17 protein-coding genes are annotated in these 24,662 nt (G+C 72.3%); 3 read left to right on the plus strand and 14 right to left on the minus strand.

The features are described from left to right. Positions 1–72: 72 nt before the first annotated feature. The 4 genes from ACSDR0_RS31075 to ACSDR0_RS31090 form a co-directional block, all read right to left on the minus strand. Positions 73–1,488: a DUF5719 family protein gene (locus ACSDR0_RS31075; RefSeq protein WP_435292461.1), complete on the minus strand. Its 1,416-nt coding sequence runs from the start codon at positions 1,486–1,488 to the stop codon at positions 73–75. Continuing rightward, positions 1,485–4,367 (minus strand): glycosyltransferase, encoded by a 2,883-nt coding sequence (locus ACSDR0_RS31080; protein ID WP_435292462.1) that lies wholly within the window; start codon positions 4,365–4,367, stop codon positions 1,485–1,487. Before ACSDR0_RS31080 ends, ACSDR0_RS31075 begins: the two co-directional genes overlap by 4 nt. A gap of 329 nt (positions 4,368–4,696) precedes the next feature. Further along, positions 4,697–4,957 carry a WhiB family transcriptional regulator gene (locus tag ACSDR0_RS31085; RefSeq protein WP_037969494.1) on the minus strand — a complete coding sequence of 87 codons (261 nt, stop codon included), beginning with the start codon at positions 4,955–4,957 and terminating at the stop codon, positions 4,697–4,699. Between the two features lie 228 nt (positions 4,958–5,185). Beyond that, positions 5,186–7,657, minus strand: coding sequence for a hypothetical protein (locus ACSDR0_RS31090; RefSeq protein ID WP_435292463.1), 2,472 nt, complete (start codon positions 7,655–7,657; stop codon positions 5,186–5,188). 251 nt (positions 7,658–7,908) lie between these two features. Here ACSDR0_RS31090 and cofD point away from each other — a divergent pair, with 251 nt between their 5' ends. Both cofD and ACSDR0_RS31100 read left to right on the plus strand, forming a co-directional pair. Next, the gene (gene cofD, locus ACSDR0_RS31095; protein WP_435292464.1) at positions 7,909–8,997 is read left to right on the plus strand and encodes a 2-phospho-L-lactate transferase; all 1,089 of its coding nucleotides are present in this window, start codon (positions 7,909–7,911) and stop codon (positions 8,995–8,997) included. Further along, positions 8,994–10,313, plus strand: coding sequence for a coenzyme F420-0:L-glutamate ligase (locus ACSDR0_RS31100; protein ID WP_435292465.1), 1,320 nt, complete (start codon positions 8,994–8,996; stop codon positions 10,311–10,313). The genes cofD and ACSDR0_RS31100 overlap by 4 nt, the downstream gene beginning before the upstream one ends. Before the next feature lie 165 nt (positions 10,314–10,478). Here the strand turns inward: ACSDR0_RS31100 and ACSDR0_RS31105 are convergent, their stop codons facing one another. The 8 genes from ACSDR0_RS31105 to ACSDR0_RS31140 all read right to left on the minus strand — a co-directional run bounded on the left by ACSDR0_RS31105 (position 10,479) and on the right by ACSDR0_RS31140 (position 21,434). Further along, entirely contained in the window at positions 10,479–11,339 is an 861-nt protein-coding gene (locus ACSDR0_RS31105; RefSeq protein ID WP_435292466.1) for a tetratricopeptide repeat protein, read from the minus strand. A gap of 95 nt (positions 11,340–11,434) precedes the next feature. Next, on the minus strand, positions 11,435–13,165 hold the full coding sequence (locus ACSDR0_RS31110) for a substrate-binding and VWA domain-containing protein (protein WP_435292467.1): 1,731 nt from the start codon (positions 13,163–13,165) through the stop codon (positions 11,435–11,437). A gap of 111 nt (positions 13,166–13,276) precedes the next feature. Further along, entirely contained in the window at positions 13,277–15,886 is a 2,610-nt protein-coding gene (locus ACSDR0_RS31115; RefSeq protein ID WP_435292468.1) for a bifunctional FO biosynthesis protein CofGH, read from the minus strand. Positions 15,887–16,305: 419 nt separating this feature from the next. Then, positions 16,306–17,202, minus strand: a complete 897-nt coding sequence (locus ACSDR0_RS31120) for a DNA-3-methyladenine glycosylase family protein (protein ID WP_435292469.1) — start codon at positions 17,200–17,202, stop codon at positions 16,306–16,308. A 28-nt stretch (positions 17,203–17,230) separates the two neighbouring features. Beyond that, positions 17,231–18,325, minus strand: coding sequence for a sugar phosphate nucleotidyltransferase (locus ACSDR0_RS31125; RefSeq protein ID WP_435292470.1), 1,095 nt, complete (start codon positions 18,323–18,325; stop codon positions 17,231–17,233). A 17-nt stretch (positions 18,326–18,342) separates the two neighbouring features. After that, a complete protein-coding gene (locus ACSDR0_RS31130) occupies positions 18,343–19,464 on the minus strand; it encodes a glycosyltransferase family 4 protein (RefSeq protein WP_435292471.1) in 1,122 nt (373 codons plus the stop codon). Positions 19,465–19,555: 91 nt separating this feature from the next. Then, positions 19,556–20,473 carry a lysylphosphatidylglycerol synthase domain-containing protein gene (locus ACSDR0_RS31135; protein WP_435292472.1) on the minus strand — a complete coding sequence of 306 codons (918 nt, stop codon included), beginning with the start codon at positions 20,471–20,473 and terminating at the stop codon, positions 19,556–19,558. A gap of 121 nt (positions 20,474–20,594) precedes the next feature. Continuing rightward, positions 20,595–21,434, minus strand: coding sequence for a class I SAM-dependent methyltransferase (locus ACSDR0_RS31140; protein ID WP_435292473.1), 840 nt, complete (start codon positions 21,432–21,434; stop codon positions 20,595–20,597). 265 nt (positions 21,435–21,699) lie between these two features. Here ACSDR0_RS31140 and ACSDR0_RS31145 point away from each other — a divergent pair, with 265 nt between their 5' ends. After that, the gene (locus tag ACSDR0_RS31145) at positions 21,700–22,644 is read left to right on the plus strand and encodes a lysylphosphatidylglycerol synthase domain-containing protein (protein ID WP_435292474.1); all 945 of its coding nucleotides are present in this window, start codon (positions 21,700–21,702) and stop codon (positions 22,642–22,644) included. Here ACSDR0_RS31145 and ACSDR0_RS31150 read toward each other — a convergent pair. After that, positions 22,608–23,696 (minus strand): glycosyltransferase family 4 protein, encoded by a 1,089-nt coding sequence (locus ACSDR0_RS31150; RefSeq protein WP_435292475.1) that lies wholly within the window; start codon positions 23,694–23,696, stop codon positions 22,608–22,610. The two genes, ACSDR0_RS31145 and ACSDR0_RS31150, sit on opposite strands and share 37 nt — an antisense overlap. 2 nt (positions 23,697–23,698) lie before the next feature. Next, positions 23,699–24,592 carry a glycosyltransferase family 2 protein gene (locus ACSDR0_RS31155; RefSeq protein ID WP_435292476.1) on the minus strand — a complete coding sequence of 298 codons (894 nt, stop codon included), beginning with the start codon at positions 24,590–24,592 and terminating at the stop codon, positions 23,699–23,701. Between the last annotated feature and the right edge of the window lie 70 nt (positions 24,593–24,662).

Raw genomic sequence — 24,662 nt, forward strand, 5'->3', positions numbered from 1 at the left:
TGACGGCCCCTCCGCGTCCCGGACGGTCTGACGGTCCCGCCCCTCTTCAGGGCAAGACGGTCCCGCCGCGCCTCAGGGCAGGACGGTCGCGACCGACTCGGCGATCGGCGGGACCAGCGCCCACATGCGGGCGGGGGCCAGCGGCTGCACAGTCAGCGCCGTCCCGCCCTTCAGCCGCTCCTCCATGACCCGCCCGCCGTAGACCGGCCCCGAGCCGGGCAGCGGCTGCACGACCACCGTGAAGGGCCCGTCCACCTTGGTGAGCGTGACCTGCTTGGTCCGCGAGGCGGAGACCTCCACCTGGAACGGCTCGCGCGGCTCGCCCTTTCGCGGAACCACCTGCACGCTCACCGTGCCCGCCGCGTCCGGCGCGGTCAGCAGCAGCCGGGAACTCACCTTGCCGCCCGTACGGTTGTCGGCGACGACGCTGCCCAGGTCGATGGGAGCCGCCCCGGCGGTGAAGGCCACGTCGGTCTTCGAACCGGTGCCGGTGGCGACGAGCCCGGCGACGATCGGGGTGTCCGAGGTGAGGACCAGCGCGGACGGCTGGCCGCCGATCCCGGTGGACAGGTCGAGGGTGGCCACGGACCCCGCGGGCACCTCGACGAGCTCGTGGCCCTGCAGCGCGTACGTCCCGTCGGGGGTGAGGGCCTTGACCTCCACCAGCGTGTCGAACTCCTCGGCGGAGGCGACGATCAGCTCGCGCCTCCCGCCGCCGCCGGGGATGCCCGGTACGACGACGCGGGTGGCGGGGGCCGCGGAGACCGGCAGCCAGTCCACGCCGCGCCCGTCGTTCATGATCGCCCGCGCTGCGGCGGCGACCCGCCCCGAGCTGGTACGGACCTGGATCGCCAGGACGAGCGCCGAGGGCGCGAGATCCAGGACCTTGATCGTGCGGCTCTGGCCCGGCTTGAGGGTGAACACGCCGCCGGTGTCGTCGAACACCGGGCCCTCGCCCGTGTAGACCATGATCTCCGCGATGGCCGGGGCGAGGTCGGCGTTGGTCAGGTACAGCGTGACGTCCGCCGCGGCCGGTCCCGGCCCGACCAGCCAGGTGCTCGCCACCGGCTCGGTGCAGCGTGTCCCGGCCAGACCCCGCTGATCACCCGACTTCTCCCTGCGGGTCTGCGCCACCTCCAGTCCCGCCGCCATGCTCCCGGTGGCCGCGACGACGAGGGGCGGCGACGAGGCCGGCACCTCGTCGTGCCAGAGACGGCCGGGGATGTCGACGGTGGCGAGGGTCTTGCCTCCGGTGACGAGCGTCGCGGAGCCGGGCTCCCTGCTGCCCGGCGGGGCGACCACGCCGACGGAGGTGTCGCCGGGCGACGGGCAGACGGCTGTCACCGAGGCGACGGGCACCTTCTCGAACCCCGGTGCCGGGGTGGCGACGGCCCCCGGCTGGGAGGCGTAGGCCACCCCGTACAGGGCGAGCAGGGCCACCAGGACCAGCACCAGCAGGCTGAACCGGTTCTCGATCAGGGATTTCACCGGGCGGCCATCTCTCTGCGAGGCTCGGGCTGGTCCTGGGGGAGGGCGGGCTCGTCGGGCTCGGTGCGTGAGCCCGGCGCGGCCAGGACCGAGACGATCAGCACCAGCACGGCCTGGGCCCAGAGCCAGCGGCCGTGCCAGGGGTCGCCCGGCGGGGTCACGGGAAGGGCGATCGGCTGGGTCAGGCGCCACACGCCGACCGAGCGGGACAGGCTCATCCGCGCCAGCGAGGGTTGCGAGTCGAGCGCGTGGCTGATCCCCGGATCGACGGGCGCGGTCACCACGACGAACCGCACGCCGTGGGCGGCGAGGACACGGGCGTCGTCACCGCCCCTGCCGGACACCAGCCCGGCCGCGGCGACGCGGACCAGCTCCCTGGGGCCGTCGGGGACGGGGATGTCGGCCTCGCCGATCACCGGGGTGCGCCCGCGCAGCACGGTGAAGAGCAGGCCGCCCGGCGAGGCGCGCAGCAGCAGGGTCCGCTCGCCGCCCGCGGAGTTGTCCGCGGCGAGCGCGGGCACGACGTCGCGCACGGTCCCGCGGAGCGGGCCGTCCACGCCCTTGGCGATCCACATGCCCGCGGCGAGCAGCGGCGTGGAGAACGCGACCAGCACGACGCCGAACGCGGCGAGCCTGCGCGCTCCCCCGGCCGCCCGGAACTCCACGACCCTGTCGGCGGTGAGCGCGGCCACCACGAGCATGCCGGTGGCGGCGAAGGCCAGCGGCACCCCCGGCCAGGCGGGGGCCTCGACGTCGCCGTTGATCGAGGTGACGGTGGTCCTGCTGACCAGGATCGCCACCAGCACGCCGAAGAGCGCGACGCCCCAGCCGACCGCGATGACCATCCGGTTGCGGCGCATCAGCAGCGCGAGCAGGCAGGCCGCGAGAAGACCGCCGGTCACCCAGAGCGGCGGCATGCCGGGCCCGCCGGGGCTGAGCAGCAGCAGCGACCCGGCGGGCAGCGCGGGGTCGACCAGCGCGGGCTGGTGCAGCCCGGCCTCCAGCAGGAGCTGCCCGGGGTCGGCGACCACCTGGGCCAGCCAGGGGAACAGCAGGGCCACGGGGACGGCGAACGCCACGAGCATCGAGACCGCGACGCCCCTGCGTGGGAAGGCCAGCGCCGCCAGCGCGCCGAGGACCGCGGTCAGCGGGTAGACCAGCGGGGCGAAGGCCGTGCCGACGGCCAGGAGGAGTCCCAGGCCCCAGGCCGCGCGGCGGGCGCGGCGGCGCTCCCCGGTGAGCACCATGGTGGCGAGCGCCGCGTAGACGGGCAGCAGCACGAAGACCACCGCGGTGCCGAGCCGCCCCGCGGCCACCGCGCCGGTGGCGACCGGCAGGAGGGCGTACGAGGAGGCCAGCCAGACCCTGGTCCAGCGGCCGGGGATCATCGACCGGGTGGCCGTGTACGCGGAGATCCCCGCCAGCGGCACGCAGCCGAGCAGCAGCAGCGACACCGCGAGCCACGTCTTGCCGAACAGCACCGTGGAGAGCACGGCCAGCACCGCCACGTAGGGCGGGGCCCACGCGTCGGTGCCCAGGCCCACCTGGTGGTAGCTCTCGCGGTAGAGGTCCCACAGGTCGGAGGCCCCGCCGATCACCGGGACGAGCGCGCCGCCGCCCAGCCTCGCGCCGCCGGTCACCGCGCGTTCGGCGACCAGCGTGACCAGGGAGAGCGCCAGGAAGAGCAGGACGCCGGGGTTGCCGAAGACGCGCTGCATCACCCCGGCGTCGGTGAGCAGCTCCTCGCCCTCCTCCTGCGCGTCCGGCGAGGCGGTCATGGCGTGGTGGCGGCCCGCGGACTCCACGAACCCGCCCCCGGCCAGATAGCTCTGGGCCCTGTCGACGAGCCGCCGGTAACCGGCGCCCGACGGGGTGAGGAGCCGGCTGACCGCCGCGTACCCCTGCCTGCGGCCCTTGGCCCGCGCCCGCCGAGCCTTGATCATCCGGATGGGGTGGCCGAACACCGAGCCGAACGCGAGGAACTCGTCCAGCGCGTTGGCGGGCTGCTTGGCCACGAGGAACAGCACCGTACGGGCGAGCGACCCGAACGCGTTGCGCACCAGCGCCCACAGCAGCGGGCGCAGGGGCAGGTTCGCCATGACGACGAAGAGGGCGTTGCGGCGGTCCAGGCGGCGGGGATGGTCTCCGCTGGCGGTGATGCGGCGCCGCCGCCGGGTGGCGGCCTCGGCGTGCCAGGCGATCGCCCGGGTGACGTTCTGCACACGGTATCCGGCGGTCCTGACGCGCCAGCACAGGTCGAGGTCGTCGCGGAACAGCGGCAGGGCGGGATCGAGCCCGCCGACCTCCTCCCAGACGTCCCTGCGGATCAGCATGCCCGCGGTGGAGACCGAGAGCACGTCCCTGGTCCCGTCGTACTGCCCCTGGTCGAACTCGCGGGCCTCCAGCCCGGTGTCCCTGCGGCCGGTGCGGTCGACGGTGACACCGACCTCCAGCAGGAGCCGCCGGTCGAGCCAGTCACGGAGCTTGGGGCCGAGCACCGCCGCCTTGGGGTCCTCGTCGGCGGCCTCAAGCAGGAGCCGCAGGGCGTGGACGTCCGGGGCGCAGTCGTCGTGCAGCAGCCAGATCCACTCCCGGCCACCGCCGGGGCCGAGCCGGTCGAGGACCTCGGTGACGGCCTCGCCGAAACCGGTCGAGCGCGGCAGCGTGAGCACCGCCCTGGAGCCGAGGGCGTCGGTCAGCAGCGCGGCGCTGCCGTCCCTGCTGCCGTTGTCGACCCCGACGACCCGGTCCACCGGGCGGGTCTGCCTGAGCAGGGCTTCCAGGGTCTCCCCCAGCCAGCGGGAGCCGTCGTGGGAGACGACGATCGCGGTGACGGTGTGGCGGGGGCGCTGGGGGTGCGGGGGGTCGGTGATGGACATACGTCCCGTGTTCAGGAGTGGTGGTGATCGGCGCGACAACGATACGGCACCCTCTGTCTGACTATGTCTTACACCTGGTCGCGCGCATGAAAAAGGGCCACGCGACCGACGGTCACGTGGCCCCAAGGACATATTCGTCAAACGCCCCCGAGAGGCGTCACACACTTCTGTCTTCCGCCAGGCCGATCGGACCTCTTCGGCACTTCTTCAGTGTTGTTCGGGGTCCGTCGGTGTTGATCGGTGTTCATAGTGTTCGTCGGTGCGCGGACGTCCAGACCGTCCGGACCTCAGAGCGCTCAAGCCTTCCGGCCACCCGGTTCACGGACGGCTCAGACCGCCTCACGCTTGATCCGGCGGCGTTCACGCTCCGACAACCCACCCCAGATTCCAAACCGCTCGTCATGTTCAAGCGCGTACTCAAGACACTCGGCACGCACCTCGCAGGAGCGGCAAACCTTCTTGGCCTCGCGGGTGGACCCTCCCTTCTCCGGGAAGAACGCCTCCGGGTCGGTCTGCGCGCACAAGGCGCGCTCCTGCCAGCCAAGCTGCTCTTCAGCGATGCTCTCCTGTGCGATGACCAGGTCGGCCACTGCACACCTCCCTGCCGCACGCCCGCAAAATTGGAGCCCCCCTATGAACGCCTCCCCCTTACCCACCCAGAGGAAGGCGTAACAACACGTGTGTAATTACACGCGCGTGCCCGGTGTGGCGTCAAGCGGCATGCTGGTATCCGGGGAAAGACCTGCTCTCCCCGGTTGTGGGTCGTGTGCCTGCCACGACGGCAATTGCACCAGGTGATCGCTGTGACCGCCAGGGGCTCAGTGCTCTCGGCGGTCGGAACCGTACCAGGACATGTTCTGATCCTGACCCGGGCCCACCCTCTCTCTATCCGGGGTTTCCTCATCCGTGACCTGACCTGGGCGTTGTTCGGGCTTGTAGATCGCCGTGGGGTCTATCGGCTGCGAGTCCCAGGTCCTGGCGGCGGGCGCGGGGTCGTTCAGCGGGTCTCCCTGGTAGGCGTTCGGATCGAACCGGAGCGTCGCCTCCGACTGGGGATCCCACTGGTGGGACGGGTACGGCGGCGTCTGGGGAGCCTGGGGAGCCTGGGGGTTCTGCGCGGGCTGGGGACTTGGCGGGGCCTGGGTGGGTTGCGGGGTCTGCGGGTGCCCGAACGGGCCCTCGTAGCCCGGGGAACCGTACTCGGGAACGCGCAGCTGAGGCTCGTTGCCGCCCTGCTGGGCCTGCTGCTGGTAGCTCTCCGCCTGCTGGTAGGCCTGGGCCATCTGCTGGGACCTGAGGTCCACCGGGTCGGGCGCCTGGTAGGCCGGGCCCTGCTCGGCCTGGCGGCCGAACTCCGCGCCGGAGAAACCGCTGAACGGCTGGCCGTAGTTCTCCGGAGGCTGCGGGAAGGACTGCGGCGGCCGGCCGTCGAGCGGCGGGCGCTGCTGGGCGTCGAGCGGCTGGCCCTGGCGTCCGTCGGCCGGCGGGTAGGACGCGGGGGCCTGCTGCTCGGGCTGGTGACCGTAGCCGGGCGACTGCGGCTCCTGCTGCCCGAAGCCCTGCGGCTCCTGCTGCCTGCCGAAGCCCGGGGCCTCGGACCGCTGGTAGCCCTGCGGATCGGGCTGTGAGTAGCCCGGCTGCTCGGACTGCGGCCGGGAACCCGACGGCTGCGGCTCCTGGCCGTACGCCGGGGGAACCGGAGAGGCCAGGGGAACCGAGGACGCCGGGGAGACCGGGGACGCCGGGGAGACCGGGGACTCTGCCTGCCGGCCGAAGAGCGGGTCGGGCCGGCTGGAGGAGGTGGCCTGCCCGTAGTCGGGCTGCGGCCGGTCAGAGCGATGGCCGTACGCGGAGGAGTCGGGCTGCTGGCCGAAGTCCTGCGACTCCTGGCCGTACGCCTGCGACTCCTGACCGTACGACGAGGAGTCCGAGTACTGGGAGTAGCTCGGCAGCTGGGGGCTGGAGTGCCGGCCGGACCCCGACGGCTGCGGCTCCTGACCGTACGCCGGGGGAACCGGGGACGCCGGGGACGCCGGGGACTCTGCCTGCCGGCCGAAGCCCTGCGACTCCTGACCGTACGAGGAGGAGTCCTGGAACGAGGAGTCCTGGAACTGCGGGTCCGGGAACTGGGGGTAGCTCGGCAGCCGGGGTTCCGTCTGGGCCTGCGGCTCCACCGGGGCGGCGTAGACCGGCGGGTCGTAGGCCGCGGACGGGGGCTCGTACTGCTTGGCCGGGGCCGCGGGCTGGACGTCCGCCGCGACGTACGGGCTCGGGGTGTAGGCGGCGGGGGCGGCTGGCTGCGGCACCTGCGGGACGGGCTGCGGGTAGCTCGGCGGCTCCGGCTGCGCGTATCCCTGTCCCTGCGACTCCGGCTGCGGGTAGGGGCCACCGGGCTGGGGGGCATACGACTGGTTCTCCGCGGGCGGCGCGTAGGGGGCCTGGGAGTACCCGTCACCGGCCTGCGGCGCGTGGGAGGCGGGCGGCGCGTGGGAGGCCGCCTGCTGGCCGTACCCCTCCGGGGCTCCGGCGGAGCTGTGCGCGGGCGCCGGCGGGAGGGCGGGGCGGTTGTGCGGGGGCTGCGGGGCCGGCGGAGCCTCCTGCGGGTAGCCATGGCCACCCTGCTGTCCCTGCGGTCCCTGCCCCTGCGGGTGGGGGAAGCCCTGCTGGGGTCCCTGGGGGTGGACGCCGCCCTGGGCCTGGGGGTACGCGCCCTGCGGGACACCCTGTCCCTGGGGGTACTCCTGGAAGGGGATCGGCCCCTGCGCGGGGACGGGCGGCTGGCCGTGGGCGTACCGCTGCTCCCGTGGGTGCTCCGGGGAACGGCCGCGGCCGCCGTCGGCACGGAGGGTGCCGGCGCGCGAGCCCGCGGGGACCGCCTTCGGCAGCACGTACAACAGCGCGACCGCGGCCAGCGCGAGGGCGGGCAGGCTGACCAGGAGGAACTCGATCTTCCCCAGGAAGCCCTCCACTCCTCCGAACAGCCCGCCGAACAGTCCGATCAGGCCGAACAGCACGGAGAGCCCGAGCGTGCCGGCCACCACGAGCGCCATCGCCTTCAGCCGTCCGATCACCGGGCCGAGGTTGGTCGCCAGCAGCACGGCACCCACGAGTAACGCCGGGACGACCGGCGAGGTGAGCTGCCCCAGGGAGCCCGCCGCGCGCTCGGCGAAGGAGGCCGATCCACCCCCGAAAAACAGGCGTTCGATGCCGACGAGAACGCTCGCGGACGCGACGGCGACCATGAGCCACGCCGCCGGTTCCCGAAGCCGACCTGCCTCGACATTGATCACAACTACCCCCATAGGGTCTTTAGGTAAACCCGGGTCAGTTTTGCACATGGCTGACTTTGTTGCCGGTGGTCCCAGGAAGCCCACCAACCCCATAAGTGCTCCATTACACCCTATAAGGCCACATATCGGGCGGCCAATCAGGCGATCCCGCCAGGCGGGACACTCCGAATAACGATCATGAAAAGACTACTCCGGACCGCCCGCGGGCACCCCGCCGACGAGCTCGGTGACCTAGTGGAACACTGGACGGCATGCGCATCGTCTCCCTCGCCGGCGGGATCGGCGGCGCCCGTTTCCTGCGGGGCCTCCTCACCGCGGCCCCCGATTCCGAGATCACCGTCATCGGCAACACCGGTGACGACATCAGCCTCTACGGCCTGCGGGTCTGTCCCGACCTCGACACCGTGATGTACACGCTGGGCGGCGGCATCGACGAGGAGCAGGGCTGGGGGCGACGGCGGGAGTCACACGTCGTCAAGGAGGAGCTGGCCGCCTACGGCGTCGAGCCGCAGTGGTTCGGCCTCGGCGACCGCGACTTCGCCACCCACATCGTGCGCACCCAGATGCTCGACGCCGGATACCCCCTGTCGGCGGTCACCGAGGCGCTGTGCGCGCGCTGGCAGCCGGGCGTGCGCCTGATCCCGATGAGCGACGACAGGACCGAGACCCACGTCGTCATCTCCGACGAGCGGGGGCGCCGCGCCATCCACTTCCAGGAGTGGTGGGTGCGGCTGCGCGCCTCGGTCCCGGCCGAGCAGATCATCCTGGTCGGCGCGGACAAGGCCTCCCCTGCCCCCGGCGTGCTGGAGGCCATCGCCGCCGCCGACGCGGTCATCCTCCCGCCGTCCAACCCGGTCGTCAGCATCGGCACGATCCTGCAGATCAAGGGCATCCGCGAGGCCCTTGAGGGCAAGACCGTCGTCGGTGTCTCGCCCATCGTCGGCGGCGCCCCCGTCCGGGGCATGGCCGACGCCTGCCTGACCGCGATCGGCGTGGAGACCAGCGCGCAGGCGGTCCTCGAACTGTACGGATCGCCACTGGTGAACGGCTGGCTGGTCGCGGAGGAGGACGCCGGGGTGGCCCTCGGCGGCGTCGACGTCGAGGCGCGCCCGCTGATCATGCACGACGTCGAGTCCGCCGCCGCCATCGCCCGAGCCGCCCTGGACATGGCCGCGCGGCTCGCGAGCCCGGACACCGGATCTCCGGCGCCGTACGGGGAGTCCCCCGCCCCGCGGGCCGCCTCCTCGGCGGAACCCGAAGCATCCAACGAACGCAACGAAGCCAGTGAACCCGGCGGACCCGGCGAGTCCCGCCCGGCCCGCGAGGAGGGTTCGCGATGAGCCGGATCAGGCGCCGGCAGGAGGAGCCCGCCGACGTCAGGCTGGAGATCTTCGCCGTCCCCGGCATGCCCGAGGTTCGCGAGGGCGACGACGTCGGGGAGCTGATCGCCACGGCCCTGCCCGACCTGCGCGACGGCGACATCCTCGTGGTCACCTCGAAGATCTCCAGCAAGGCGGAGGGCCGGGTGCTGCGCGGCGCGAACCGCGCCGAGGCCATCGACGCGGAGACGAGGCGGGTGGTCGCCCGCAGGGGGGAGACCGTGATCGCCGAGACGGCACACGGGTTCGTCATGGCCGCCGCCGGGGTCGACGCCTCCAACACCCGCCCCGGCACGGTCGTCCTGCTACCCTCCGATCCGGACGCCTCCGCCTCGGCCGTCAGGGCGCGTATCAAGGAGCTGCTCGGCGTGTCGGTCGGCGTGGTCGTCTCCGACACCTTCGGCCGCCCGTGGCGCAACGGCCAGACCGACATGGCCGTCGGCATCGCGGGGGTGACCCCCGCGCTCGACTACCGGGGCATGTCCGACGACCACGGCAACGCGCTGGAGGTCACCCTGACCGCCGTCGCCGACGAGTTCGCGGCGGCCGGGGACCTGGTGAAGGGGAAGGTCGCGCAGACGCCGGTGGCGGTGATCAGGGGTCTGGCGGAGTACACCACCGAGGAGGACGGGCCGGGAGTCGGCGAGCTGCTCCGCCCGTCCGCCGACGACATGTTCCGCTACGGTTCGCGCGACGTGGTCTTCGCCCGCAGGACCGTCCGCGAGTTCTCCGCGGACCCCGTGGACGGCGCCAAGGTCCGCAGGGCGGTCGACGCCGCGATCGCCGCGCCCGCCCCGCACCACACGACCCCGTGGCGGTTCGTCCTGCTGGAGTCCGCCGAGATCCGCGAGAAGCTGCTCGACGCCATGCGCGACGCCTGGATCGCCGACCTGCGCGGCGACGGCTTTTCCGAGGAGTCGATCGCCAAGCGTGTCAGGCGGGGTGACGTGCTGCGCGCGGCCCCGTACCTGGCGGTGCCCTGCCTGGTGATGGACGGCTCGCACACCTACCGCGACGACCGGCGCAACGCGGCGGAGCGGGAGATGTTCGTGGTCGCGACCGGCGCGGGAGTGCAGAACTTCCTGGTCCAGCTCGCGGTGGAGGGCCTGGGCTCCGCCTGGGTGTCGTCCACCATGTTCTGCCGCGACGTGGTCCGCGAGGTCCTCGCCCTGCCCCCGGACTGGGACCCGATGGGCGCCGTCGCCATCGGCCGTCCCGCCGCCCCGCCGAGGGACCGCGCGCCCAGGCGGGCGGCGGACTTCATCGTCGTCCGCTAGGCCCGCTCGGGGCCCGGTCCCGGCGGGGCCGGGTCTCCCCGTTCAGGCCCGCTCGGCGCCCGGTTCCGACGGAACGAGGTTTCCCCGTTCAGACCCGCTCGGGGCCCGGCCCCGACGGAACCGGGTCTCCCCGTTCAGACCCGCTCGGAGGCCGGTCCCGGCGGGTCAGGCCTCTCCGTCCTCGTCGAGCTCCATCGCCCGGTTGATGTCGACGAGCGAGTCCTCGTAGCGGCCGAGGGAGCGCAGGACCTCGCCCCTGCGGATGTAGGCCCAGGTGTACTCGGGGTCGATCTCGATCGCCCTGCTGAGATCGGCCACCGACTCCTCGTTCCGCCCGAGCTCGTGCAGGACCGCCCCGCGACTCGCCAGGGCACGGTCGTTGTCGGACTCCAGCTGGAGGGCGTGGTTCAGGTCTCCGAGCGCCTCGTCGAACGCGTCCATCATGCGGTGCGTCTCTCCGCGCGAGACGAGCGCCCGGACGTTGTTCGGCTCCAGGTTCAGGGCGTGGGAGAAGTCCGTGAGCGCGTCCGCGTAGCGGTCCATCTGGTAGTACAGGTCGCCGCGGGCGTTGTACAGGTCGGCGTCCTCCGGGGCGAGCATGATGGCCCGCATCAGATCGGTCTCCGCGTCGTCGTACCGCTCAAGCCCGCGGAGCAGCCTCGCCCTGTCGGCGAGGAGCCAGACCTGGTCCGGAGTCAGCTCGATCGCGCGGTCGAAGTCGGCCAGGGCCTCGGCGGGCCGGCGGAGCGCCGCGTAGGCCTGACCTCGGCTGCCGATCGCGAACGCGTACTCGGGGTCGATCTCGATCGCGCGGTCGAAGTCGGCGAGGGCCTCGTCGAATCGCTCCATCCTCCGGTACAGCTCGCCCCGGTTGGCCCACGCGACGTCGTCGCCGGGGTTGAGCCCGAGCACCTCGGTCAGGTCCGCGGCCGCCTCTTCGAAGCGCTCCATCTCCGTGTAGGTCTTGGCACGCTCGATGAGCAGCCTCTGCCGCTGCCCGCCGCCCCTGGAACTCGCCCCGCTCACACGCCCGGCCCTCTCTCTAGATCACCAGCGATCGTAGGCGCTATGCACCGAGAAGGCATCACATTTCAGCATGTCTACCTGGTCGCGAGCGACGCTCAGCCGGAGGTACGACAGGTGGGATGGCACAGCCGCCTGGCGAGGGCCGACAGGAAGACGTCGATGATCTCTTCCGGGTCCTGGGCGACGTGCAGGGAGCCGTTGGTGACGGAGGTGACCTGGGTGAGGGCCGCGCGGTCGAGGTCGGTGCCGAAGGCGAGGACGACGACCTGGATCGGCGCCTCGGGGTCCCACGCGTCGCGCAGCGCCCGCACCAGCTCGGTGCCCGAGATGCCCTTGCCGTCGTCCTTCCCCGCCGTGATGACGAGCAGGGTGTTGTTCATGCCCTCGTCGTAGACCTTGGTCATCTCCTGGAACCCGGCGAGGATCGAGTCGTGCAGGGCGCTGGGCTCCTTGGGGGCGGCGCGCAGGGTGCGGGTCAGCTCCTCCAGGCGTCCGCGCCGGACGACCTGCCCGCCGTCGGGCTCGACGACCGGGCCCAAGCGCACCCGCTCGCGCTGGTCCCTTCCCCTGGCCGAGGAGAAGTCCCAAAGGCCCATGTGGGTGGAGTCGGGGAAGAGCTGCAGGCCGAGCCTGGCGGCTTCCAGGGCGACGGTGAGCCTGGTCTTCCCCTTCTGCCCCCTGATCGGCTCGGCCATGTGCTTGCCGGTGTCGGCCATGACCAGGATGTTGGTCGGCGGGGCGAGCCTGCTCCACGCCTCCAGCGCCTCGTCGATCATGCCGGGCAGGATGGTCGGGCGGGTGCGGGGCGCCTCGGTGGGGATCTCGGGACCGGGCGAGTACGGGCCCAGGGAGCCGTCGGCCGAGCGGAAGCCTCCCCTGCGGGCCTCCTCCCGCGTCTCCGGGGAGCGCAGCCAGGCGGCGAAGGCCCGCGACCCGCTCGCCTTCGCCTCGTCGGAGGAGGTGACCACGTACGGGTAGTCGAGGTTGATCGTCCCCTCGCGGGGGTGGAGGGCGACCACCGGGTCGTCGGACGGCAGGCGGTTGTGCGCCCACACCGCCGATTCCGGGACGATCACCACTGGCCGCTGCCAGAAGGAGCGGTCGTCGACCGTGGCGAGCATGCTCCGGTAGTCGGGCGCCGACCCCGCCTGCGCCCAGCGGACGAACGCGGTGAGCGCCCGGTCGGCCTCGGGACCGCTGCCGACCACGTCCCTGGCCGCGGCCACGGTGGCGATCCCGGCCCCCGCGAGCGAGGGGTCGGGAACGCGGACCACGTCGGGCTCGTTCTCCGTCGGCCGGATCCGGCCGCGGGTGGTGGCGGGGAAGACCATCCGCCAGTTCATGTCGGTCTTGCCCACCGCGAAGCGCTGGGCCAGGGACTTGCGGGTGGCGAAGACCAGGGGCGAGGTCGCCATGACGGTCTCGGTCCCGGCCAGGTCCGCGGCCCCCTGCTTGCGCGCGAGGCGGATCCAGGCCGAGGAGTCGGAGACCCAGCCGTCGGGGCGCCGGCTGAGCACCCCCGCGGTGCCGCCGAGCAGGGTCCGCAGCACGGTGGCGGGCGGCTGCTCGGTCACCTGCACCAGCACGCACCGGCCGTCGACACCGGCGCCGCTCCGGTTGAACCGCCCCGCCGCCTCCATGACGACCGGGGCGACGTCGACGGCGGCGGCGACGCCGACCAGCACCGGGTCACGGCTGGAGCACGAGCCCCCCACCCTGTCGAACACCAGGACGGCGCTTCCCGCCAGGGCGACCACGACCGCGACCGCCGCCAGCGAGAGGCGCAGGCGCGCCTGACGCCGGCGCCGCTCGATGCCGGCGGCCACACGGTGTCGACCGGAGGAGGACAAACCCGGACCTCCCGTTACAGATGACTACACAGGAATGACGATTGTGCCAATGAACCTCTCACGAAAGGCGGGTCGATGTAGAACTCGTTATAACTTTGCCGACGGCTCCAGGGAGAGAAGCGGGAGGACGTTGGGGCGGACGCTGCGGCAGACGCCGTCGCTCGCCCTGGCCGCGGCCACCCGCTCGGCGTCCGGTACGCCGTAGGAGGTGGTCCGCTGCCGGATCGGCCTCCCGGTCGGGGCGACCATGGCCTCGATCTCGCTGATGGTCTTGAAGGAGCCGTTCTCCGACCCCGCCATCCTGCTGATCGTCTCCTCCATCAGCGTGCCGCCGAGGTCGTTGACCCCGCCCAGCAGCACCTCGCGGCAGAGCCCGTCCTGGAGCTTCACCCACGAGCACTGGATGTTGGCGATCGCGCCGTGCAGCAGGACGCGGGCCAGCGCGTGCACGGCCCGGTTCTCCCGCGCCGTCGGCCCCGGGCGGGCGATCCCCGCCAGGTAGATGGGCGCGCTGTGGTGGACGAACGGCAGCAGCACGAACTCGGAGAACCCGCCGGTCTCCTCCTGGATGCGGCGGATCAGCCGGATGTGCTGCACCCAGTGCGCGTGGTTGTCGACGTGGCCGTACATCATCGTGGAGGTCGTCGGGATGCCGACCCGGTGCGCGGTGGAGATGACCTCGACCCACTCCCTGGTGGGCAGCTTGCCCTTGGTCAGCACCCAGCGGACGTCGTCGTCGAGGATCTCGGCCGCGGTGCCGGGGAGCGAGTCGACGCCCGCCTCCCTGGCGGCGACCAGCCAGTCCTCGATGGACAGGTTGGTGCGGCTGGCGCCATTGATGACCTCCATCGGCGAGAACGCGTGGACGTGCATCTCCGGCACCCTGGCCTTGACCGCCCTGGCGATGTCGAAGTACGCGGTGCCGGGCAGGTCGGGGTGGATGCCGCCCTGCATGCACACCTCGGTCGCCCCGGCCTGCCATCCCTCCCAGGCGCGGTCGGCGACCTGCTCCAGCGAGAGGGTGTAGGCGTCGGCGTCGGTGCGGCGCTGCGCGAAGGCGCAGAAACGGCAGCCGGTGTAGCAGACGTTGGTGAAGTTGATGTTCCGGTTCACCACGTAGGTGACCTCGTCTCCGGCCGCCTCCCCGCGCAGGCCGTCGGCGATCCGGCAGAGCTCGTCCAGCGCGGCGTCGTCGGCGCCCACCCCGTTCTGGTCTCCGGCGAGGTCCATCAGGACGAGCGCCTGGGCGTCGCTCAGCCCCGCCGGGTCGCTCTCCGCCTGCCTCAGAGCCTCCCGCACGTCGCCCCTCACGATCGAGGAGGCGGCGGGCAGGCGCTCCCTGAGCGCCTCCCAGTCGCCGTACACGTGGTCGAAGTCCTCGCGGCGGTCGGCGCCGCGCCCCTCGGTGTCGACGGCCGTGTGCAGGTCGACGCGGCCCAGGGAGACGAAGCCGCCGTCCGGCTCCTGCCAGGGGCGGCCGGTCAGGACCGCGTCCTCGCGGGCGAGCCCGGTCTCCGGATCCGCCAGGGCGGCGACGTGCGCGTTGAGCCTGGGGTCGAGCCAGGGCTCCCCGGCCAGCACGAACTCGGGGTAGATGGTCAGCCGCTCGCGCAGCGCGAACCCGGCCGCGGCCGTACGGGCGGCGAGGTCGTCGATCTGCGGCCAGGGACGCTCGGGGTTGACGTGGTCGGGCGTCAGCGGCGAGACGCCGCCCCAGTCGTCGATGCCCGCCCTGATCATCAGCTCGTACTCGGAGTCGACCAGGTTCGGCGGGGCCTGCACCCTCATCTTCGGCCCCAGCACCAGCCGGGTCACCGCGATGGCGGCGGCCAGCTCCTGCAGGTCGGCGTCCGGCATGCCGCGCATCGCGGTGTCCGGCTTGGCGCGGAAGTTCTGGACGATGATCTCCTGGATGCCGCCGTACTCGCGTGCCACCCTGCGCAGCGCGAACAGCGACTCGGCGCGGTCCTCGACCGTCTCCCCGATGCCGATGAGGATGCCGCTGGTGAACGGCACGTTCGTCCGCCCGGCGTCCTCCAGCACGCGCAGCCGCACGGCGGGGTCCTTGTCGGGCGAGCCGTGGTGCGCCTGCCCCTTCTCCTCGAAGAGCCGCCGCGAGGTCGTCTCCAGCATCATGCCCATGGAGGGCGCGACCGGCTTGAGCCGCTGCAGGTCCTGCCAGGTCATGACGCCCGGGTTCAGATGCGGCAGCAACCCGGTCTCCTCGAGCACCCGCACGGCCATCGCGCGGACGTAGGACAGCGTGTCGTCGTAGCCGTGGGCGTCCAGCCACTCGCGGGCCTGGTGCCAGCGGTCCTCGGGCCGGTCGCCCAGGGTGAACAGCGCCTCCTTGCACCCCATCGCCGCGCCCTGCCTGGCGATCTCCAGCACCTCGTCGGGGCTCAGGAACATGCTTTCCAGCTTGTGCGGGGCGGTGGCGAACGTGCAGTATCCGCAACGGTCGCGGCAGAGCCGCGTCAGCGGGATGAAGACCTTGCGGCTGTAGGTGATGACCCCCTGCCGCCCGACCGCCTCCAGACCGGCGTCCCTGACCCTCCCGGCATGGTCGAGGAGGGTCTCCAGATGTTCGTCCCGAGCGTGCAGCAGGACTGTGGCTTCGGCGATATCGAGAGCTTTGCCGTCGCGGGCCCTGGCCAGAGCCCGGCGCATCGCGTTGTCGGTGGGATGAGCGCTCATGACGGCACAGTACGGCCCGACACGGACATGCGAGGCGGCGGGTGCCCGCCGGCGGGCCCGGCGGCGCGCGCCCGGCGGTGAGACGCAGGTAGACACCCCCGACCCTCCCGTACGGGGAGGTACCGGGCCGAGGCCCCGACACTTCAGATCTTCTAAAGGGTGCGGTCAAGCAAGTCTCGATAGACGTAAATGCTTGCAGATGCATAAATTGGAGAAGTCAACCGGAACCCCCGTATCCACGGGAAACCACCCGGATCCTCCGAGGGAACCTCCCTCGGACCCCACTCAGCAGGAGCCGAAAATGATCTGGTTTCTTCTCGTCCTCGCCGCCGCCGCCGTCCTCGCCCCGCTGGTCGGAGCCGACACGCGCGACAGCCTCGACTGGCATCGCGACGAACCGTTCCCCGACGAGAGAACGCTCAGAACGACCGGTAGTCCCGCACGGGCATCCTCGGCCCGCGAGCGGGTGGCCGCACACCGCCCAACCCCAGTAGCCGGCTGACCCGGTGCCGGTGCCCCCGGTAGGGAGCGAGCAGCCGCAACATCCGCGCGTCGTCCACCCGCTCGCCGCTGAGCGACCAGCCGACCAGCGACGGCAGATGGAAGTCTCCCACCGAGACGGCGTCCGCGTCGCCGTGCGAGCGCTGGCGCACCTCGGCGGACGTCCACACCCCGATCCCGGGCAGCGCCCGTAACAGCCGATCCGCGTCGGCGCTGCCCCCGATCGCCTCCAGCTTCCCCGCGTGCCGGGCGGCGTTCGCGATCGTACGGGCCCGCACCGCCTCGGCCCCCGCGCGGTGCCAGTCCCACGACGGGATCGACCGCCACACCTCGGGCTCGGGAAAGACCCTCATCCCCTCGGGCGCCGGACCCGGCGCGGGCTCGCCGTAGCGGCCCAGCAGCCACCGCCACGCCCGCCACGCCTCGGTGGACACCACCTTCTGCTCCAGCACGGCCGGAACCAGTGCCTCCAGGACCCTCGACGTCCTGCCGATCCTGAGCCCCGGATGGCGTCTCGCCGCGTTCCGCAGCACCTCGTGCCCGGGAACGAACCCCGACACGTCGTCACCGGCCCCCAGCAGTTCCGGAAGCGTCTCCAGCATCCACTCCGCCCCCGGCCCCCACGCCGCGGCGGCCACCCGGCCACCCGCCTCCGCCACGCGCAGCGTCCCCGGCCCGTCGGGCGTCCGCGAGGTCCGCCAGACGGCCCCGCCTGGCACCGTCCTCAGGGTGGGGTCGCCGGTCCCGCGCCGGTGCGGGTCGAGCACCAGCGCCAGGTCGACCGGCCACGGCGGGCACCACTCACGTTTCCTCACGAAGGTCCCCGCCGCGCGCCGCGGGCGGTCAGATGTCGCTGGAGAAGCGGATCGCGAACTCGGGGAGCACCACGCCCGGCCAGACCCGGCTGCCCGCGAGCAGCTCGTTGCCCGAACCGACCACGGCGCCGTCGCCGAGGACCACGTCCCTCAGGACCGCTCCAGAATCGACACGCGCGCCGATGCCGACCACCGAGTCGACCACGACCGCGCCCGAGTGCACGACGCAGTCGTCTCCGAGCACACTGCCGCTGATCTGCGCCCCCGACTCCACGATCGCGCGGGCACCGATCACGGAACCGCCGGAGACCTTGGCCTCGGGCGAGATCATGGCGCCGGGCAGGGCGAGGAAGTCGCCGGTGGGTCCCGGCAGGGCGGGCGAGGCGAGGCGGCCGAGGACCAGGTCGCGGGAGCCCTTCACGAAGGCCGCGGGCGTGCCCACGTCGAGCCAGTAGGACGCGTCGGCGTAGCCGAGCACCAGGGCGTCGTCCTCGATCAGGCCGGGGAAGGTCTCGCGCTCGACCGAGACGACCTCGCCCGCGGGGATCGTGTCGATCACCGAGCGGGTGAAGACGTAACATCCGGCGTTGATCCGGTTGGTGACCGGGTTGGGGGTCTTCTCCAGGAAGGCGGTCACCCGCCCGTCCTCGTCGGTCGGCACGCAGCCGAAGCGCGAGGGGTCCTCCACCTCGGTCAGGTGCAGGGTGACGGCGGCGCCCCTGGCGACGTGCGTCGCGACCTGCTCGCCGATGTCGTGACCGGACAGGATGTCGCCGTTGAGCACCAGCACCGGCTCGTCGGGACCGCAGGTCAGCGCCTCGGCGGCGTTACGGATGGCCCCGCCCGTGCCGAGCGGGACCTCCTCCGTCATGTATTCGAGCGCGAGACCGAACGCCTCGCCGTCTCCGAACGCCTCGGAGAACATCTCCGCCCGATAGGAGGTGGCGAACACGATGCGCCGCACGCCGAACGCCCTGGCCCTGGCGAGCTGGTGGGCGAGAAAGGGAACCCCGGCCGTGGGCAGCAGGGGTTTCGGCGTGCCGAGCGTCATCGGACGCAGGCGCGTCCCTCGTCCACCCACAAGGAGGATCGCCTCTAGATCGGGCAAGGGGGTCTCCATCATTCCGCGAGGTTAGCTCACTACTCGGCCGCGCGCTGGTAGGAGAGCAGGTGCGCCTCGGCCGAGGCGTCCCAGGTGAACTCCTTGGCGCGGGCTATCCCGGCCACCGACAGCGCCTGCCTGCGCTCGGGCGACGAGAGCAGCGTACGGAGCGCGTCGGCGATGCTCTCGGCGTCCGGCTCGGTGTAGGCGACCGCGTCGCCGCCCACCTCGGGCAGCGAGGTGCGGTGGGTGGTGAGCACCGGCGCGCCGCAGGCCATGGCCTCCAGCACCGGCAGCCCGAAACCCTCGCCCCGCGAGGGGAAGGCCGCGACCACCGCCCCGCCGAGGAAGCCGCACAGGTCGGCGAACGACAGGAAGCCGGGACGGAGCACCCGCACGGTCGAGGGGACCTCCTCCACCGCGGCGTCGACCTCGACGTCGCGGGTGCCCCCGGCGAGCACCAGGGCGGGCGGGTCCGTGATGTTCTCGACGGCGCGGACGAAGCCCCGGATCAGGTTTGGCACGTTCTTACGCGGCTCCAGCGGGCCCAGGAAGGCCACGTACGGGGTGCCGTGCAGGCCGAGCCTGTCGGAGGCGTGCGTGATCTCACGCTCGGACGGTGGGTGGAACAGCGCCGGGTCGACACCGTGGTAGGCGACGTCGATGCGGGTCGGATCGGCCGAGAGCAGCCTGATCAGCTCGTCCCTGGTCGCCTTGGAGGGCACGATCACCCGGGCGGCGTGCCGGACCGCGGTACGGGTCGCGGCGCGGAAGAACGCCGCCTTGACCGCGTCGTGCTGCAGGGGCTCGGTGAAACAGGTGAGGTCGTGCACGGTCGCCACGGTCGGCAGGCCCGGGCTCAGCGGTATCGAGTAATAGGGGGCGTGGATGACCTCGGCGCCGACCTGCCGGGCGAGAAACGGGAGACCCGTCTGCTCCCACGTCAGGCGAGCGGCCCTGTTGGTGATCCCGTGAGGCCCCGGCACGATCCGTGCGGAGGGCGCTAGTCCGGCATATCGGGCGGCATCGGCGCGCTGGCAGACGACCGCGAGGTCAGCGCCCGCCCTGTCCAGTGCGGCGACGAGTCCATCGACGTACCTGATCAGCGCACCGCGATCGGCCGGAACCGCGGCCGCGTCGACGAGCACTCTCGGCGTCAAGAAGGATCGCTCCCCTCATGATCCACAGCGGGACAACCGTCCCCTTCCTCTGTTTACTCTATTGCCAGACCGTCCGAAACCGTGGGGGAAATCACACTGCTTTTCCCGAAGCGTGGTCCTTCTGGGAACCCCCGGCGCGGCGCGCGGCCAGACCCGCGAGACCCGCGCAGAGAAGGTCGCCAAGAATGATCACGATCCGGGAGCAGAGCGCCGCCGCGATGGCCGTTCCCTGGTCCAGGATCGGCGCCAGGACGGCCACCATCGCCACCTCGCGCACCCCCGCTCCCGCGGGCACGACGAACGTCATGATCCCCAGGCACCACGACAGCGCGAACGCGCCGATCGAGAACAGAACGGCGGGAAAACCGGAGGACCCGAGGTCGTGGACGATCGCCGCCAGGTGCAGCCCGTACGCGATCCAGCCGAGCAGCGCCCAGCCCAGCGCGGTGAGCATGCCCCTGCGGGTGAGCGGCCGCTCCAGCGGCTCACGTCTCAGCTTCCGCAGCCCGAACCCGAGGACCGCGTTGACGACCCTCGGCTCGAAGGCCACCGCGAGCACCGGGATCAGCAGGAACACCCACGCGTACGGCGCCACCGACCCCGGCAGCGCCGCCAGCAGGGTCACCCCCGAGACCACCAGCCCGCTGCCGAGCTGCACCGGCAGCGTCAGGAAGAACGCCGTCGCGCTCCGCGACCTGGGCACCCCCAGCTCCCGGCCCATCTCCATCTGGGCGATCACCGGCCACAGCGAGCCCGGGATGTACTTGCCCAGCTGGCCCACGAAGAAGACCCTCGCCCCCGCCCGCAGGGGCAGCGGCGAGCCCAGGTCGGCCAGCAGCGCCCGCCACGTCATCATCCCGCCGCACAACGCGGCGAGCACCGCGACCAGCGACAGCGCGAGCGACGTCCACGACAGCCGGGCGAACCCCGCGCGGATCCCGTCCCACTGGCCCACCACCACCCACGCGCCGAACCCGAGCGCGACGAGCAGGAAGGCGACGCGGGCCACCCGCCTGAGGGTGGACCCGCCGGATCCGGTGCCCGCGGTCACAGGAGACCCGCCGGGGTCGTACCGGCTCCGGCGATCACGGCGGGTCCGGCGGAAGGCTCGCGGGAGGCCCGTGAGGAGCTCACAGGGGGCGGACCGGCTCTGGCGGCCGGGGCAGGGAGGGCCCGGCCGGGCGGCGGTCGCCCCTGGTCGCCACCCACAGGTAGGTGGGCACCACCGGCAGCAGGGCCCGCAGCACCGGGCGGGGCAGCTTCGACAGCACCCCACCCGCCACCCGTCCCACCACGCCGGGGAAGAGCTCGTTCCCGGCGAACGCGGCCGGGGTGACGAGCACGGGGAAGGTGTAGTCCCACACCCTCAGGCCGCGCACCATCCTGCGCAGGCCTCGGCGGGTGCGGTAGCGCTCGTAGTAGCTGTCGGCCCGGCCGAAGAGCCGCACGTAGCGGTCGGCCAGCGCGGGCGGCAGGTAGGACAGGAACGGCAGCTTGTAGTGCGGCTCCATCACCCCGAGCCGGTTGCCCAGCCCCAGATAGAGGACGCCGTCGTCGGACAGCACCCGGCGCATCTCGGCCATGATCGCGTCCGGGTCGACCACGTGCTCGTAGATGTGGTTGAAGACCAGCACGTCGACCGAGCCGTCGGGGAAGGGCAGCGCGGTGCCGTCGGCGCACACGAACTCGACCCGCTCGCCGAACCTCTGGGACGCCCTGCGCAGGCCCGGCACGTCGATGTCGACGCCGAACGTGCGGCTCGCGCCCGCCGCGGCCAGCTCGTCGGCGATGAAGCCCGCCGAGCAGCCGATGTCGGCGACCGTCAGGCCGGCGAGGACGTCCTCGTCCCTGCCGAGGAAGTGCCCGAGCACCGCGACGATCTTCGCGGCCTTCCTGCGGCGCTTCTCCTCGTCCAGCATCGCCGCCTGGAACTCGGAGTATTCAAGCTGCGCGACCCGTTCGGCGCTCATCACTCGCTCACCGCTCCTCTTCTTCCCCTCCGCGTGACGCCGGGACCTTCTCTCCGGACGTCCAAGGACATCCACGGACACCTCAGGACGGCGTCCTTCGTACGGCGCTTCCCGTACGGCTCCCGCACGGCGCTTCCCGCACGACGCCTCCAGGATGGCGCGCGACGCCCCGGGGGCGCTCCGCCACCGCTCCACCACGCCGCCCAAGAGTACCGGTGACCCGCGACCCTACCGCCGGGTAACGAGACCGTCGTACCCTTGGCGGATGCTCAGCCGACTGCGGTCAAGCCGCCTCCTCCGGGTGCTGCTCGCGCTGGTCGCGATAGGTTTCCTCGGCTACGGCCTGGTCAGGAACCGTGACGAGACGACGGCCGCGATCTCCCAGCTGTCGTGGTGGTCGCTCGGCGGGTCCTACCTCTCGGTGATGGCCGGGATCGGCGTCATGGTGCTGGCCTGGCGGACGGTGCTGGCCGGGATGGGCTCGCCGCTCCCCCTCGGGAGCACCGCGAGGGTGTTCTTCGTCGGCCAGCTCGGCAAGTACGTGCCCGGCAGCGTCTGGGCGTACGCCGCGATGATCGAGCTCGGCCGCGACCACGACGTCCCGCCCCGGCGCATGTTCGGCTCCGTCTCCCTCGCCCTGCTGATCTCCCTGGGCTGCGCCCTCCTCGTCGCGGCGGTGACCCTGCGCGAGACCATGACCCAGGCGTGGTACCTGCTGGCGCTGATCCCCGTCATCGCCGTCTGCCTGCACCCGGCGGTGCTCACCTTCGGGCTCAACCTGGCCCTGCGGATCGCCCGCCAGGAGCCCCTCGGCCAGGGCCGGCTGCTCAGCGGCAGGGCCGTGCTCGTCGCGGTCGCCCTGACGGTCACCGGCTGGCTGGTGTACGGCCCCCACCTGCTGCTCCCCATGGCCGACCTGGGCGCCTCCGGCGACTCCCTCTATCTGGTGGCGACCGGCGCCTACGCGCTGGCCTGGGCGACGGGCATCGTCACGGTGATCGTCCCCGCCGGGATCGGCGTCCGCGAGGGGGCGCTGGTGCTCGCCCTGGCACCGGTGCTCGACTCCCCCAGGGCGCTGGTGGCCGCAGTGGTGTCGAGGGTGATGTTCACCCTGGCCGACCTGAGCTGGGCCGGGATCGGCTTCCTCTGGGGACGCCTCTCCGGCCCCGCGGGTCAGCGCGAGGAGCCGGAGACCAGCGTCTCGACGTAGGAGGTCCAGTACGGCTCGGGGTCGACGGCCTTGACCCCGGCGCGGAGCCGCTCGGGCTCGCCGGGCCGGTAGAACGCGGCCAGCGCGGCGCGCAGCCCCTCCACCGAGCCGGGCTCGACCAGCAGCCCGTCCACCCCGTCGGTGACGTGGTCGCCGAGCGTGCCCGCCCGGCTGGCGATGACCGGCACCCCGTGCTCGTGGCCGAGCCACACCTGCTGGCTGGCCGTCCCGCTCCGGTAGGGCAGGACCAGCGCGTCCACGTCCGCGAACAGTCCCGGCACGTCGGCCGAGGCCACGTACCCCGGCCGCAGCTCCACCCGCCCGTCCAGCCCCAGCTCGGTGACCAGCGCCCTGGTCGTCTCCTCCAGGCCGCCCCAGAACTCCCCCGCGACCCGCAGCGACACGCCCTCGGGCAGCGCGCGGATCAGCAGGTCCAGCCCCTTGTACGGCCGGACGAGACCGAAGAACAGCAGCCTGTTGTGCACGCCCCCGGCCGGGCTGTGCCCGCTGTGCCCGCCGGTCCCCGACGGGAGGTGCGGCGCCATCTCGGCCACCCGCACGGGCGTGGGGGCCAGGTCGCGGGCCTTCTCCGCCTGCCCTTCCGAGTGGACGAGCACCGCGTCCACCCGGCGCAGCAGCGCCTTCATCAGCGGCGTGTCGTACGGCTTGCGCTCGTGCGGCAGGACGTTGTGGCAGAGCGCCACGACCGGCGTCCCGCGGCGCAGGCCGGACAGGATGCCCAGATAGGGCGGGACCTGCACCGGGCTGAGGACGGCGAGGACGACCAGGTCGGCGCTCCGAAGCCGCCGCCCGGCGCGGACCCAGCCGTCCGGGCGGCGCCAGTCGAGGTCGCGCAGGACGTGCGGGAACGGCTCACCGTCGGGCGTGTCGACGGTCTGCTGCCCCGGATACAGGAAGGAGGGGTACTGCGACCGCCACGACTCGATCACCACGTCGTGCCCGGCGGCCCGCAGCCGGTGGGCGAGCTCGGTGGTGTGCGCCGCGCCACCGCCCTTGTAGGGGTACGTCGGCCCGACGACGGCGATCCGCATCTCTACTCGCTCCTGGAGCGCACGATGAGGTCGGCCAGCAGCGCCAGCGAGCCGATGAGCAGGCCGGACAGGAAGATCACGATGGTGTTGCTGGTCAGGTAGAAGCCGTAGCGGACGATGTCGACGACGCCCTTGACCAAACCGATGCCGACCAGCCAGAGCGCGGGCGGCATGAGGACCTTGAGCGGGTTGAAGTACATGACCATCCGCAGCACCTGCAGGATGTAGCGGTAGGCGTCGGAGATGAAACTGAACTTGGACTTGCCCGCCCGCTTGCTGTAGCCGATCGGCAGGTAGTAGACGTCGTGCTGGTTCGACAGGAACGACAGCGTGATCGTCGTGACGCAGGAGAAGCCGGGGGGCAGCAGCCTCAGATAGGGCTTGGCGACCGATTTGCGAAACGCCCGCAGCCCGCTGTTGAGGTCGGGGATCTTCTGCCCCGCCAGCCGCTCGGCCACCTTGCGGATGAACCACTTGGCCGGGACCCGCAGGAACTTGTGCGAGCCCTCCTCGCTGGTCCGCGCGCCCACGACCTGGTCGATCGCCGGGTCCTTCTCCAGGATCTGGATGAGCTCGGGGATGCGCTCGTTCGGGTACGTCATGTCGGCGTCGGTCCACACGACGATCTCGCCGCGCGCCTCCTGCGTGCCGATCCTGCGCACCGTGCCGGAGCCGCCGTTGCGGTGGAAGGCCCTGATCCGCATGTTCGGGAACCTGGGCGCGGCCTCCTGCAGCCTGGCCAGGGTCTCGTCGGTGGAGAAGTCGTCGACCGCCACGAGCTCGTAGGTGTATCCGCTGTGGTCCATCGCCTCGCAGATGCGCTCGACCTCGGCGATGACGTGGTCCTGCTCGTTGTAACACGGCAGAACGATGGTCACGTACGGCGTTGCGTCCACGGCTGATCCACTCTCAGGCTCTCGGGCATGCTCTCGACGGGCGAGGATACTCTGCCCGAGCGGGACCCGA

Source organism: Streptosporangium sp. G11, assembly GCF_051192615.1.
GTDB lineage: Bacteria > Actinomycetota > Actinomycetes > Streptosporangiales > Streptosporangiaceae > Streptosporangium.